Here is a 14,513-nt window from a genome sequence, read left to right as displayed (position 1 = left end):
GCCGGTATCTACGAACGTCTATCCCCTGAGCGGCCCTCTTTTTTTAATGCGTACGCTCCAAAACCACGAACGGGATAAATAGGTTATCTATTTATACTCAATATCTATAGGTTATGAAGCTTGTTTCGCCAGTATATTCATTTGAACTATCTATTCTGGGCTACGGCCAAAACAATACGAACTGGCGGGATCGGAATAATCTTCGCTGCGAAATTGCTACGTTCTGGAAAAAGCAGAGCGACCGTCAGTCAGCCCCATTGCAGACCTACGATCTGTCGCGGCTGTTGGTGAGTCTGGAACAGTTGCGCCTAAAACGCACCGCTCATGTGACCTGTACGTTATCTGATCAGGACCTAAGTGTCGACATTTATGCCTTACCGAATAATAAGTACAAGTTTCAAATTCAGCTCAACCGTAGCCTAACCCCCAACTGGCATCCGTACCCTGACTTTCCGCTTGAGATGGATATGGTTTTAAACGAAACCCAGTTTAATGACCTCATCAGCGATTTAAGCAACCAACTGGCTGTATACCCAGAAAGGTAAATCTTACTTTTTCATCTAAATTGGCAGACGCAACTAAATCTATCAAGTTGCGTCTGTTTTATATTTTAGTGACCACTTATCCGAAAAGTAGACTAAAAGCCGTGCTCCGTCCAAAAACTAGTCTTAATAAGTCATTTGTTTTACTAAAAAAAACGTTACCACTTGGTAACATTACTTTTAATTTCCATTTTTGTGTCGATGGTCGTGATACAATTGGTTACTACCAGTATTTAGGTAAACATGTTACTTAAAGCATAATCTGGATACTGCCCATTTGCATTCTTAATAACCACCAAAACAGTCAGGTAATCTTATGAAAGTAGTTAAAAGAAGGAACCGTGCGATGACTATGGAACGCATCTTGCGGGCCACCGGCGAGGTCATCGCCGAACGCGGCACTGAAAAAGCCGGGATTAACGCCGTAGCCGAAAAGGCTCAGGTCAACAAGGTACTGATATACCGGTATTTTGGCGGCTGGAACGGACTGGTCGAAGCCTACGTACAGCGGGGCTTTTTCCTGTCGATGTTCAACGAAAAGTATCTGGAGTCGGTACCGGAGAACGTGCCGGCGGCCGATCGCAGCAAAGTTTGGTCAGAGTATGCGATCAACCTGATGCGTGAATTCCGGAGCCGTAAGTCATCACAGGACCTGGTTCGCTGGGAAATGTCGAACGGTGAAACCGAGCTGGCTAAGCGCATAGCAACCTTCCGTGACAACTCGTACGAGAAACTCATTAAAAAGTTGGCCCCCTTCCCTGAGTATGATCCAAACGCGATCACAGCCCTGCTGCTCTCAGGCATCACCTACCTTACCCTTATCAGCAACCAGCGCGACAAGATTATGGACATTGATCTGACCTCGCAAGATGGCTGGGATCGGATCGAGAAGGCTATCCGCCGGGTGTATTCAAGCCTTAATACGGCTATGGAACTAGCCAAAGAAGCAAAGTAAAAATGACTGATTGCACCTTCGAGACTAACGTTGGCCTGCAATCATCTCCGAATTAGTTACTGATCCAATGATAAGCGAATAAAAGCCTGCCCGATTAGTCGGGCAGGCTTTTTTCATCAGGCATTCATCAGCGTTTCAATCTCGTCGGCCTCTACGGGAATCTGGGCCATCAGGTCGAGGTTACCATCTTCAGTGATGAGAATATTGTTCTCCAGACGGATTCCTAACCCCTCTTCCCGGATGTAAATACCCGGTTCGCAGGTAAATACCATGCCGGGCTCAAATCGGCGGTACTTGTTGCCTACATCATGGACATCGAGCCCCAGAAAGTGCGACGTACCGTGCATAAAATACTTTTTGTACAGCGGTGCCTCAGGGTCTTGTTTCGCCACCTCGCTTTTGTCGAGTAACCCCAGTCCAATCAGCTCCGACTCCATAATCTTACCCACTTCGCGGTGATACTCGTCCCAGAGGTTACCCGGCCGGAGCATCTGAGTAGCCTCGCGCATCACGCGTAACACGGCATCGTACACCGCCCGCTGCCGGGGGGTAAAGCGACCATTGACCGGAATACTCCGGGTCATGTCGGCATTGTAATTGGCATATTCGGCCCCAATATCGAGCAGGATCACGTCGCCGTCCTGACACTGTGCGCTGTTATCGATGTAGTGCAGCACACAGGCATTGGCCCCCGACGCAATAATGGGCGTGTAAGCCGCCCCCCGCGATCGGTTCCGCAGAAACTCGTGCATCATTTCGGCTTCGATTTCGTACTCCCAAACACCAGGCTTTACAAACCGAAGCAACCGCCGAAACATGGTGTCGGTAATATGAATGGCCCGATTGAGAAGTTCGACCTCCTGCGGTAGTTTAATGGCCCGCAGATGGTGCATGAGCGGAGCTACGCGCTCCAGCGTATGCAGGGGAAACTGTTGCCGGAACCAGTCGATGAAGCGGGCATCGCGCGTTTGCACGGTCACTTCGGCACGGGTATGCTCGTTGGTGTTCAGGTACACGCGTTCGGCCTCAAACACCATCTGCTTAAAAATAAGATCGAACTGGCTCGTCCAGTAAATCGACCGTTGGGCAATGCCGCTGGTTTGTTCGGCCTCGGCCTTGGTCAGTTTGTGGCCTTCCCAAATGGCGATGAGTTCGCTCGTTTCGCGCAGAAACAAGACCTCCCGAAAGCGCTCGTCGGGGTGGTCGGGAAACAGCACCAGTATGGTCTCTTCCTGATCGACACCGGTCAGGTAGAACAGATCATTATTTTGCCGAAAGCCCATTGTCCCGTCGGCATTGGTCGGCATGATGTCATTGGCGTTGAAAATCGCCAGCGATTTAGGCTTGAGCAACCCCGCCAGCCGCTGCCGATTGGTCGTAAATAAGGTGTTGTTGATTGGTTCGTAACGCATGGAAACGATGCTGGATACAGAACGTTGAATGACCGATTCTGGAGGGTTAGCCGGTGGTCTGTTCCCCCGTATAATGCCCAGAAACTAACATCCCCTGCCCTTTTGTTAAGTTTGCAAAGAAAACCATTGTCGATGAAGTTATCTAACCGACGAGGTAGTTTACGCACACCCTTCTTTTACCAATATCTTAACCTGTAGATCATGACCCGACGCATCGTACTGTGGCTATTGCTTTGGCCCGCCCTCAGCTGGGCTTCCCACACTGAGCCAGAGCCGACCAAGTATTGGATTGTTTTTAAAGACAAGAATCGGTCGGCGGCCCCCGCCCTATCGCCCGGTACGCTGCACAGCCGCCAGCTACGTGGCCTACCCGTAGATGACACCGACCGGCCGCTCTCGGCCGATTATCTGGCCCAACTCCAGCAACAAGGCGTTACACCCCTGTGCCGGTCGCGCTGGTTCAACGCGGTATCGGCGCAACTTAGCCCGGCGCATATAGCGCAGGTAAAGCAGCTTTCGTTTGTGAAAGAACTGGTCCCGATTGACCGCCACTTGGTGGTTACGAGCCTGCCCAATGTTGACCTGACCCGCCCGCAATTTGCACCGGTCATGAATCAGATTCAGGCAGGTGAGTTTGCTGCGGCTGGCCTCACGGGGCGGTTTGTGAAAGTGGGGGTGCTGGATGCCGGCTTTTTCGGGGCCGACTCCGCAGCCGCGCTCAAGCACCTGTTTGTCCGCAATGGTGTGCGCACTGTGCGTGACTATGTAAACGCCAAAAAGACCAAAAACGACCTGTTTCATAACCTGGAAAGCATGTCTGATTTTCACGGCACCGAGGTACTGGCGGCTATTGCCGGCCTCGACCCCACCGAGAACATTCAGTATGGCTTGGCTACCGACGCTACGTTTTATCTGGCACGCACCGATCAGGGTAACCGCGAATTTCGGGGCGAGGAAGACAATTGGGTGCAGGCTATTGAGTGGCTCGATAGCCTCGGTGTGCGGCTCGTTAATACCTCACTGGGCTACGCTCGTGGTTTTACCGACCCCAAAGAGAACTACGAGCCGAAGCAAATGGATGGCCACACGAGCGTAATCAGCCGGGCCGCCCAGATGGCCGCCGACAAAAAGGGGATGCTCATTGTGGTATCGGCCGGTAACGAGGGCGACGACCGCAGCTGGCGCATTATCAGCACCCCGGCCGACGCGCAGGGTGTCCTGGCCGTGGGAGCTACCAACTCGCGCCTTTGGAACCGCATCGGGTACAGTAGCATCGGCCCCGAAAGCCTCCCTTACCTGAAACCAAACGTATCGTGTTTCTCGCTGTATGGCACGTCGTTATCAGCACCCGTTATTACCGGTTTTGCCGCGTGTATTATGCAGGCCAACCCCAAACTTACCAACCGCGAGGTCATTGAGCTGATCGAAAAATCGTCGCACCTGTACCCGTACGGCAACAATTTTGTAGGATACGGGGTACCTCAGGCCTCGCGGGTGCTGGCTTTGTTGCGCAAACAACCGCTATCCGCTACAGCCCGGTCAGTGAATGCGTCGGGCAAATCGGTCAGCCTGCCCTTGGGTTTGAACGATAAGGAAACGGTTTCCATTTTCCGCAAGAAAGATGAAACCCATGTTATTCAGCAGGAAGCCCTAAAGGTGAGCAATGGGAAACTGCTCATCAAGCGGGTCAACGGCGAAGCCCGCACGACGGTTGATCTGAAAAAAGAAGTGATCGAAGTTATCTGGGACTAAATAATCTACCAGCCCTAAACCGGGTAACAGAACGATGCCCGATTTTCACCTTGCTCCAGGGCGAAAATCGGGCATCGTTCTGTTAGTAAGCAACTGGGCGCCTTTTTACAGATATCGTTTGTCGTGCAGGTAGTTCTGCACGTAGTCGGTGATACCGTCTTCGAGCGAATGAAACGGTTTTTCGTACCCGATAGAACGTAGCTTGGCCATATTGGCCTGCGTGAAATACTGGTACTTGTCGCGAATATCGGTGGGGGTATCGATAAAGTCGATGTTGGAATCGCGATCCATGGCCGCAAAGGTGGCGTTGGCCAGATCAAGGAAGGTACGGGCCTTGCCGCTACCGAGGTTATAAATACCGGAGTTGCGCCGGTGGTGCATCAGAAACAAACACACCTCTACTACATCTTTCACGTACACAAAGTCGCGCATCTGCTCACCATCTTTGAAGTCGGGATGATGCGAGCGGAAAAGCTTCATACCGCCCGTTTGGCAGATCTGATTGTAGGCATGGAAAATAACCGATGCCATCCGGCCTTTGTGGTACTCGTTGGGACCATACACGTTGAAAAACTTCAGGCCTGCCCAGAAAAACGGCTTCCGCTCCTGCTCAAGTGCCCAGATGTCGAACTCATTTTTCGACTCACCGTAGGGGTTTAGCGGGCGGAGCTGCGGAATCACCGATTCATTGTCGTCGTACCCTAATTCACCCAGGCCATAGGTAGCCGCCGATGAGGCATAGACGAGGGGAATTTGGTAGTCAATACACTTTTGCCAAATCTTCTTGGAGTATTCCACATTGAGGTGGGCGAAGATTTCGTAGTTGAACTCCGTGGTATCGGTACGGGCCCCAATGTGAAAGATAAACTCAATCTCCTGGTAGTTAGCCTCCAGCCAGTCGAACAGCTCTTCACGGTCGACACGCTCCTGAATGCGTTTATCCGCTAAGTTAGCTGCCTTCTCCGGGTGAGAAAAGTCATCAACGGCGACAATAAAATTGAAGTTTTCTTCATTCAACTTATTGATTAAACAACTGCCAATAAACCCGGCAGCCCCCGTTACAACAATCATATTCAGTAAATCTAAAGCGTATAGTGGCTATTGATTAAATCAGAAGGCGTGATTAGGCAAAAAGTGGCCCAAAGGTAGGGTGTATGCAAACAGAAACCTATACCTTATTTAAGGGAAAAATATAACTTTTCTAATATCAGAGAAAGACAAAGTGATGCTACAGAGCCAATTAGCCCTACTTGGGTGTACAGGCTAACTGCATTTTTTTTGGACTTCGTAAAGTCGTACCTTTGCCGCTTTTACGGTGGGCGTTGTCTGGAAAAACCGCCCTTAACAAACCAGAATAATGGTATACATTAGTCGAACAGAACACTTCAACGCGGCCCACCGGCTCTTCAACCCGAACTGGTCCGACGAAAAGAATAAAGAAGTTTTTGGCCCCTGCGCCAACTACAATTGGCACGGACATAACTTCGAACTGATTGTCACGGTCAAAGGCGAACCCGACCCTGACACGGGCTTCGTGATCGACCTGAAAGTCTTGGGCGACCTCATCAAGCGCGAAATCATTGATCTGGTCGATCATAAAAATCTGAACCTGGATGTCCCTTTCATGCAGGGCAAAATGGCGAGTTGTGAGATTTTTGTGATGGAAATCTGGAAAATTCTCGAACGCGCTCTGGCCGAGGTTTCGGAAGCCCGGCTGCATCAGATTCGGCTGATCGAGACTCCAAAAAATCTAGTAGATTACTACGGAGAGTAAAAAGTAGCAGTAAGCAGCGGCAGTAGGCAGTTGTACTATTCACTGCCACTGCCCATTGTCACTACCGATACGATGCGTTACTACTTCATAGCTGGCGAACGCTCCGGCGACCTCCACGGGGGCAACCTGATCCGGTCGATACGGCAGCACGACCCCGACGCGCAGTGCCGGGCTTACGGCGGTGAACAGATGCAGGAGGCCGGTGCTACGTTGGTGCGCCACTATCGGCAGATGGCCTTCATGGGCTTCATCGAAGTAGCCAAAAACCTCGGCACCATTCGCCGAATCATGCGCGAATGCCAGGCCGATTTGCTCGCTAATCGCCCTGACGTTCTTGTCCTGATCGACTATGCCGGATTTAACCTCCGCATGGCTCGATTCGCCAAAAAACATGGTATTCCGGTTTTTTATTACATCTCGCCCAAAGTCTGGGCCTGGAACCAGAAACGCGCCCTCACGATCAAAGCCCTCGTGGATCGGCTGTTTGTGATCTTCCCGTTCGAGGTCGACTTTTTCAAGCAATACGATTACGAAGTCGAATACGTGGGAAATCCGCTCATGGACGCCCTCACGGCGTTTCGGCCCAACCCGAACTTTGCCATCGGGCCGCGCCATCTAGGTCGGCCGGTAGTGGCACTGCTACCCGGTAGCCGTAAACAGGAAGTAGAAAACATGTTGCCCGTGATGCTCGAAGCCTCGCGGCAGTTTCCGAAGTATCAGTTTGCGGTAGGCACCGTCGATAACCTGCCGAGGGCCCTTTACGACCGTTTACTGGCCAATTACCCCGATGTGAAACGGGTTGAAGATGCCGCTTACGACCTCCTGCACGTTGCCGAAGCGGCCCTGGTCACCTCCGGTACGGCAACGCTCGAAACCGCTCTGCTCAACGTGCCCGAAGTGGTTCTGTACAAAACCCCGCGTTGGTGGTACGAAATCGGTAAGCGGATTCTGGCAGTTCCGTACCTGTCGCTGGTGAACCTGATTGCGGGTCGGCTGGTGGTGCGCGAACTAATCTACGACTGTACCCCTACCCGCGTTGCCGACGAGCTGCGGGCTATTCTGGTGGGGGGTAACCGCCGGGAGGCCATACTCCGCGATTACGCCGAGGTGCAGCAAAAAGTAGGAGGCCCCGGTGCCTCAGAGCGGGCTGGCCAGCGCATGGTCGAACTGGTTAAATTGTACGTAATCCATGCCACACGTCACGCTTAAACCTATCGCAGCCGAAGATACGCTCGCCCTTCGCCACTCGGTGCTGTGGCCCGACAAACCATTTGACTACGTGCGGCTCCCCGACGATGCAGATGGTTTCCACCTGGGTGGCTTTGTCGATGGTGAGTTGGTTTCGGTCATTTCGCTGTTTATTGCTGAGAGCGACGCGACAACATCTCGAATTGCCCGTTTTCGAAAATTTGCCACAGCCCCGGCTTATCAGGGGCGCGGCATTGGTACCCAATTGCTCAACCATGTAATCGAACACGCCCGGCAACGTGGGGCCACCCATATTTGGTGCGATGCCCGTCTGACAGCCGCCGGATTTTATGAGCGATTCGGAATGCAGGCCGAAGGCGACGTTTTTCACAAGGGGCCCATTCCATACAGTCGCTTCGGCATGGCCCTGTAAAGGAGTTTATGGTTTGTTGTTTATAGTTTCTGGAGGCCAATGGTACGGCTTCTGGCTTTCTGAAGGGCAGGGAATAGTTATTACTCAATCCAGTATCATACAGAAACGTCAAAGGCGGGCATTAAGCCCGCCTTTGACGTTTCTGTATGATACTGGATTACATCGGTGGTTCCCACCCTTTGTGGTACTCCCGACTCCACAGTTTCATCGCTTCCCGATCGCGGATATGGCCATTCTTGGGGTCTACGTCAAACGACTTTTTCGTCCGGTAGCTGATGTTGGCCAGGTGGCTGAGCAACGTACTCTTGGCCCCTTCGTCAATTGGCGACGCCTGCTTTTCCTTACCCCGAATTGCTTCAAAGAAGTTAACAACGTGCCGGGTCGTCATGTCGCCACCACCGCCCAGGGCCGTGCCAGCTTCGTTCCCTTTAGCTTTGCTGTCTTTGATGAGTTTACCCTCGCGGCTGAACAGCTTGTAGCCGTTACGGTCAACGTACACACTGCCATTGCTACCATAAATTACCGTACCCCGGTCGCTACCGTAGGTCAGGTAGCCATTGCGACTCTTACCGTCCCACTTGATGATCTTATCGCCGGGGAACCGGAAGGTAGCGTCCATTGTGTCGTACATCGTCCAGCCATCGTTCAGGAAATGACGCTTGGCCGCTTCTACGCTCACATGCTCTGGAAAGTCGACCTGCAAGGCCCAGCGGGCAACGTCGAGTTCGTGCGTAGCGTTGTTACCGCTTTCGGCGGTACCATACAGCCAGTCGTACCAGTGCCAGTTATAGTCCCAGGTGTCGTGCATGTACGGTGTACGCGGGGCCGGACCCTGAAACAAATCCCAATCGAGGCCGTCGGGTACCGGTGCGGGTTTCGGCACGGGCACCTCGCCCCGGTTGGCAATGTAAAACGCCACCGCTTTGTAAGGCGTACCAATAGCGCCGTTGTGAATCTGACCGATGATGTCGATTGACTCAACCGCCGACCGCTGCTGATTGCCCATCTGAATCACCTTGCCGTATTTGCGCTGGCATTCGGCCAGAATCTCGCCCTCACGGGGGCTATGGCTACAGGGTTTCTCCACGTACACGTGCTTACCGGCCTGTACGGCCATCCAGGTGCCGGGTGCGTGCCAGTGGTCGGGGGTTGCGTTGAACAGGGCGTCGACATTCTTATCGGCAATCACCTTCCGAATGTCGTTTTCGAGCTTCGGTTTGTAGTCGATAAACTTCGAGAACTTCTGTGCGCCCGACTCCCGCTGCTTTTTCATTACATCGCAGAGGTATACTAACTCCACGTTGCTACTCTTGAGGCCGATTGGCTCGTAGTAGGCTCCCAACCGGCGGCCCAACCCCGCAATAGCCACGTTGATCCGCTCATTGGCCCCGATAATTTTGGCGTAACTCTTGGCCGACATACCGTTGGCAAGCCCCCCAACCGCCAGTCCGGCCGTGCTGAGGGCAGCTTTCTTGATAAACTCTCTTCTTGAACCTTCCATTAACATCAGATACACTTAAGGGAATTAATCGCTTACCCCACCCGGTCTGAACAACCTGTACGTGGGTTCACTTATGGGGGAATCAGGATTTACGCTTGCCCGAACGCGTGGCTTCGCAAACACCCCGGAAATAACCCACCGACTCAGCAATACCAGCCAACGGGTCTTTCATATCTTTCTCGTATTCAAGACTGCACGAACCGGTATAACCCACTTTCCGCAGCGCCTGTACAAAAGCGGGCACATCGATTACCCCCCGGCCAAGCTCACAGGTTTTACCTTCTTTCGATGCCGCCGTTACGTTTTTGAGGTGAATGTCAAAAATACGTTTTGCATACGTTTGCAGATCAGCCACGGGGTCGTCGCCATTGCGCCGGTCGTGGCCCATGTCAAAACAGAAACCAATGCGAGAGTCCAGATTTTTGATCTCGTTCCAGATCGAAACGGCATTGGGATACAACGCTATATCGGGGCCGTGATTGTGGATGGCAAAGCGCATATCGTACTCCTTCACCTTCTTGTCTACGTACGGTAGAAACTCGGTATTGGGCACGCCAATAATCAGCTTCACCCCTACCCGCTTGGCATAATCGAAAGCCCGGTCGACCTCGGCCTCGCTTTTCATATAAATTGGCCCAACGGCATAACCCGTCACATTCGACTCTTTCAGCTTGGCATGAAAGGCTTCAATCTGTTCGGCGGTACTGTTGAGCGGCAGGTGAAAATCTTTGATACACAGGTAACGAACATCCACTTTACGCATCATTTCGAGCGCCTGATCAAGCTTAAAGTGAACGAAGGTGTAACCCGCCATACCTAATTTAAACAGATCTGTGTCGGGGGCAGCGGTTGTCTCGGGAGCATGGGCAGATGCAATGGCCGGGCTCATACTCGCAGCAGCCAGATAACCTCCTGTGCTCTTAAGAAAGGTCCTACGTGTTGTCATGGGCAGTAAGTAATCCTGTGTTTGATGACTAATCCGCCTATTTAAGCCCGTAGCAACCTGTTTATACCCAAGTGTTCCGCTAAGTTTCGGTATTTGCTACGCGCACCTATCTACATGGGTAGTCAAAGTACGGGGCAATACCCGCCTACGGCCGCACCTATTGAGGTAAAGCAGGGCCTATTCTTACTACAAGAAATTGCGTGTAAAAGAAAGGAGAAGACGACGTAAACGGGCGGACTTACATTACACCCGTAGCTTCCCAGCGTTTGAGCCAGGTTTTTTTCTTACCCGGCACCTTGCTAAAAAATTCGTAGAAGGGTAACATGTCCTGCTCATAATTACCCGTTACGTACAGGGGTTCGCTCAGAATAACCCGACGATTGGGCCAATCGAATCCGGTCAGGATTAGCGGCACATTGGTCTTAAGGGCCATGTAATAAAAGCCTGTTTTGAGTTTTTCGACATCGCTACGAGTGCCTTCGGGTGCGATGCAGATATGCAGTTGGTCGGCTTTGTTGAGCACATCGGCTACAGCATCGACCATATTGCGCGACTTATCACGGTACACGGGCCGTCCGCCGAGGGCGCGGAATAGCCAGCCGGCATACCAGGTAAAAAGCGAACTTTTGGCCAGGTACTCAATCCAGACATGGATGGTAGGCCGCACGCCCAACCCGATGGGGAAGTCCCAGTTGGTTGTATGCGGAGCTACTACCCAAATTGCTTTGGGCAAATGATGGGGAACCGGGCCGACAACCCGCCAGCCGTACACAGAAACAAATAACCAACGGGCAATAGCACCGAGCATAGGTGAGTATACATTGAACTACAGACACTAAAGACCAGTTAAGCCACGACCATTCGGCCAGCTCTATCTGTCTTTAGTGTCTGTAACCCTGATTAATATTTCCGCTCTTTGCTGACCAGCCAGCGACCCGTGATGTAAGCCGCTGCCAACAGAACCACATAGAACAGAATCGTACCGATTGTTGAAAAATCCATTGTCAGAAACAGGTTGTTTTTTGGTAAGGCAAAATTAAGCCGAGACATTGGACTTTAGCTATGGGTTGTCCTACTTTTTTACCGAAGCCCAGCCCAGGCGCTACTGTCCAACCCATTGCCCTACAGCACTCCTTTCGTGCTGGGCAGGTTGTTTAACTCGTTTATATCCCGCCGAACCGCCATTTTGATTGCTTTGGCGAAGGCCTTAAACACAGCCTCAATTTTATGGTGTTCATTATGCCCTTCTACCTTGATATTCAGGTTGCATTGGGCGGTATCGCTAAATGACTTGAAGAAATGGAAAAACATTTCGGTTGGCATTTCGCCAATTTTTTCCCGCCGGAACTCCGCATCCCACACAATCCAGGGTCGCCCCGAAAAGTCGATCGCGACCTGCGCCAGCGCTTCGTCCATGGGCAAGAGGAACCCATACCGGCTAATGCCCCGCTTGTCGCCGAGAGCCTTACGGTACGCTTCGCCCAGTGCCAGCGCGGTATCTTCAATCGTGTGGTGTTCATCAATGTGCAAATCGCCCTGCACCCGAATGCTCAGGTCGGCCCCAGAGTGTTTGGCCAGTTGGTCGAGCATATGGTCGAAGAAACCGAGGCCTGTATGCATATCGGCCCGGCCTGTTCCGTCAAGGTTCAGCTCAATCCGAATTTGGGTTTCCTTCGTGTTGCGCTCAACCGTAGCCGTGCGGGCGGGTAACCGCAAAAATTCATAAATGGCGTGCCAGTCGCCCGAGCTAAAGGCAATAGCATTGCGCATTTCGTCCGTCATACCGTCCACATCAGCATTGAGCACCGGCGAGGCTTCGCCCGCATTAGGCAAAAACAAAATAGCCTTGGCGCCCAGGTTGATAGCTAGTTGCACATCGGTTAGCCGGTCGCCAATCACGTAACTATTGGCCAGGTCATACTCCCCATTAAGGTACTCAGTGAGCATACCCGTACCCGGCTTGCGGGTAGTTGAGTTGTCGCGCGGGAAGTGTTTATCGATGTGAATAGTATCGAAACGAACATTCTCGGCCGCAAAGGTTTCGAGCATTTTGTTGTGCGCGGGCCAGAACGTCTCTTCCGGAAACGAAGCCGTTCCGAGACCATCCTGATTGGTCACCATGGCCAGTACATAATCGGTATCCTCGGCAATACGGCGCATTCCTGAAAGCACCCCCGGTATGAAGGTGAGCTTTTCTAACGAATCGACCTGCTGGTCGGGCTGCGGCTCTACAATAAGGGTGCCGTCGCGGTCGATAAACAATACAGTTCGCATGAGCGATTGAAAAAAGGCGGTTGTAAATAGCAAAGGTACAGCCCTGTATCGGGAACTGACAAAAACAAAAGCTTTTCGGGGCTTCGAACTCCTGAAACTACGCGATTATCAACCGCATAATCTATCTTTGTAGTACGTTATACAGAACAACAAGACGCAATTACACCTAAGCACCATTTCCGTTTATACTTAACCTAATTCCTTCCTCTATCCAACATCGAATTTGTACGTATTAAAGTAAACTAAGCATAGATTAACATTTTCAATTAGTAACAAAATGTCAGACAATCGTAGCAAGTTGACACGTATTGGCGTGTTTTACGACGGTAATTATTTCCTACACGTAAGCAACTATTACAATTATTCTCACGAACGTCGTAGCCGTATCAGCATTTCAGGTATTCATGAGTTTATCCGGCGGCAGGTAGCCGAGGAAGAAGATACCGATGTTCGGCTATGTCAAATTGTTGATGCACATTACTTTCGGGGGCGGCTCAATGCCCACGAGGCCCATCAGCGGGGCAATCAACTGTTTTATGATCGCCTGTTCGACGATATCCTTATGTCGGAAGGGGTGGTTACGCACTATCTGCCCGTAAAAACCTATCAGGGATACCGGCAGGAAAAAGGAATCGACGTGTGGCTGGCCCTCGAAGCGTACGAGTTGGCCCTGCACAAATCATTCGACGTGGTTGTGCTGATTTCGGCCGATGGTGACTATGTGCCGCTGGTGCGGAAACTGAACACCCTCGGATCACGCGTGATGGTACTCAGCTGGGATTTCGAATTCCTCAACGACGAAGGTGAGCGCATCGTGACCCGGACCTCGCAGGATTTGCTCGAAGAGGTATCGTACCCGATCTCGATGCACCAGGAAATTGACAACCGGATTCGCAAAAACGACCCGATTGTGCAGAATTTGTTTGTGAAGCAACAGCAAACCCGCATGAACTTTTCATCGGGCAATGCACCCACGTACGGTAACGGACCCGTTGCCAACAATGGGAACGCCACTAATCACAATACCTACCAGGACGAGCCTAATTATAACACGGTTGATCTGGACAATGGCGAAGAACTCAAGATCAGCACGATTCGGAGTCTGAAATCAGGGTATGGGTTTATCAATTACCCACCTAACAACCTGTTCTTCCACTACACGAGTCTGGTTGGTGCCGACTTCAACGAATTACAAGTTGACGACGAGGTTTCGTTTAAAATTGGGAAAAACGACGAAGGGAAAGATATTGCCGTGGAAGTACACCTGCTGGCCCCGTAGGGTAATCTCAGCGCAGTTCAGAAGAGGTCAGCCGGGCATCCCTGAGCAGGCCTCCACTTAGAATAATACAAATTTAATAGGGCTAAATTTTTTATTTAGCCCTATTTTTCTTACTTTTACGCAAGTTTTCAAGCGACACTCGTCGCATTGCTTTGTCTCTCCTTTTTTATCATCGCGTAGGTAGGTCTGACAGAGCTCTCCGGGTGTTTAATGGTGGGTCTTCTGTGTGGACGCTTCTTGGATAGAAGCAACCGGTGTGGATTCGTTTGCGCGTGGGCTAATCGTTCGTCTTTGTTGTCTGCTGGCTTCCGTATATCGGAGCGTTGGGTCGTCTTTGGGACTGGTCAGGGTAAGTAGGGCAACCGCACGGGCGGTTTCTAAAGTTTAATCTCGCATAGCACGCCGACTACCGGCACTCACTTCGCTTGGATGATAATTCATCCTTATTCAGTTATTA

General features: G+C 51.5%; 13 protein-coding genes. 7 read left to right on the top strand and 6 right to left on the bottom strand.

Annotated features, from left to right (window positions below; translation table 11 throughout):
* Positions 1-113 precede the first annotated feature (113 nt).
* Both F5984_RS18775 and F5984_RS18770 read left to right on the top strand, forming a co-directional pair.
* Positions 114-545, top strand: a complete 432-nt coding sequence (locus tag F5984_RS18775; RefSeq protein ID WP_152125763.1) for a WapI family immunity protein — start codon at positions 114-116, stop codon at positions 543-545.
* A 343-nt stretch (positions 546-888) separates the two neighbouring features.
* Positions 889-1,497, top strand: a complete 609-nt coding sequence (locus tag F5984_RS18770) for a TetR/AcrR family transcriptional regulator (protein ID WP_152125762.1) — start codon at positions 889-891, stop codon at positions 1,495-1,497.
* 116 nt (positions 1,498-1,613) lie between these two features.
* Here the strand turns inward: F5984_RS18770 and F5984_RS18765 are convergent, their stop codons facing one another.
* Positions 1,614-2,909: an aminopeptidase P N-terminal domain-containing protein gene (locus tag F5984_RS18765; RefSeq protein ID WP_152125761.1), complete on the bottom strand. Its 1,296-nt coding sequence runs from the start codon at positions 2,907-2,909 to the stop codon at positions 1,614-1,616.
* A 201-nt stretch (positions 2,910-3,110) separates the two neighbouring features.
* Here F5984_RS18765 and F5984_RS18760 point away from each other — a divergent pair, with 201 nt between their 5' ends.
* Entirely contained in the window at positions 3,111-4,661 is a 1,551-nt protein-coding gene (locus F5984_RS18760) for a S8 family serine peptidase (RefSeq protein ID WP_152125760.1), read from the top strand.
* Between the two features lie 105 nt (positions 4,662-4,766).
* Here F5984_RS18760 and rfaD read toward each other — a convergent pair whose 3' ends face one another.
* Positions 4,767-5,732, bottom strand: a complete 966-nt coding sequence (gene rfaD, locus F5984_RS18755; RefSeq protein ID WP_152125759.1) for an ADP-glyceromanno-heptose 6-epimerase — start codon at positions 5,730-5,732, stop codon at positions 4,767-4,769.
* A gap of 286 nt (positions 5,733-6,018) precedes the next feature.
* Between rfaD and F5984_RS18750 the strand changes: the two genes are divergently transcribed.
* The 3 genes from F5984_RS18750 to F5984_RS18740 all read left to right on the top strand — a co-directional run bounded on the left by F5984_RS18750 (position 6,019) and on the right by F5984_RS18740 (position 8,056).
* Positions 6,019-6,435: a 6-pyruvoyl trahydropterin synthase family protein gene (locus F5984_RS18750; RefSeq protein WP_152125758.1), complete on the top strand. Its 417-nt coding sequence runs from the start codon at positions 6,019-6,021 to the stop codon at positions 6,433-6,435.
* A 72-nt stretch (positions 6,436-6,507) separates the two neighbouring features.
* The gene (lpxB, locus tag F5984_RS18745) at positions 6,508-7,644 is read left to right on the top strand and encodes a lipid-A-disaccharide synthase (protein WP_152125757.1); all 1,137 of its coding nucleotides are present in this window, start codon (positions 6,508-6,510) and stop codon (positions 7,642-7,644) included.
* On the top strand, positions 7,625-8,056 hold the full coding sequence (locus F5984_RS18740) for a GNAT family N-acetyltransferase (protein ID WP_152125756.1): 432 nt from the start codon (positions 7,625-7,627) through the stop codon (positions 8,054-8,056). The genes lpxB and F5984_RS18740 overlap by 20 nt, the downstream gene beginning before the upstream one ends.
* A 157-nt stretch (positions 8,057-8,213) precedes the next feature.
* Here F5984_RS18740 and F5984_RS18735 read toward each other — a convergent pair whose 3' ends face one another.
* The 4 genes from F5984_RS18735 to hisB form a co-directional block, all read right to left on the bottom strand.
* Entirely contained in the window at positions 8,214-9,557 is a 1,344-nt protein-coding gene (locus F5984_RS18735) for a Gfo/Idh/MocA family protein (RefSeq protein ID WP_152125755.1), read from the bottom strand.
* Between the two features lie 82 nt (positions 9,558-9,639).
* Positions 9,640-10,503 (bottom strand): sugar phosphate isomerase/epimerase family protein, encoded by an 864-nt coding sequence (locus tag F5984_RS18730; RefSeq protein WP_152125754.1) that lies wholly within the window; start codon positions 10,501-10,503, stop codon positions 9,640-9,642.
* A 238-nt stretch (positions 10,504-10,741) separates the two neighbouring features.
* A complete protein-coding gene (locus F5984_RS18725) occupies positions 10,742-11,311 on the bottom strand; it encodes a 1-acyl-sn-glycerol-3-phosphate acyltransferase (protein ID WP_152125753.1) in 570 nt (189 codons plus the stop codon).
* Positions 11,312-11,625: 314 nt separating this feature from the next.
* Positions 11,626-12,777, bottom strand: a complete 1,152-nt coding sequence (gene hisB / locus F5984_RS18720) for a bifunctional histidinol-phosphatase/imidazoleglycerol-phosphate dehydratase HisB (RefSeq protein ID WP_152125752.1) — start codon at positions 12,775-12,777, stop codon at positions 11,626-11,628.
* Positions 12,778-13,054: 277 nt separating this feature from the next.
* On the opposite strand from hisB, the gene F5984_RS18715 reads away from it, so the two are divergent.
* Complete coding sequence (locus F5984_RS18715) at positions 13,055-14,056, top strand: NYN domain-containing protein (protein ID WP_152125751.1); 1,002 nt, start codon at positions 13,055-13,057, stop codon at positions 14,054-14,056.
* Positions 14,057-14,513 lie beyond the last annotated feature (457 nt).

It is taken from the genome of Rudanella paleaurantiibacter, from assembly GCF_009184635.1.
In the GTDB taxonomy this organism is placed as follows: Bacteria; Bacteroidota; Bacteroidia; order Cytophagales; family Spirosomataceae; genus Rudanella; species Rudanella paleaurantiibacter.
Note: the sequence above shows the minus strand (reverse complement) of the source record. Positions and strands in the feature narration are given on the sequence as shown.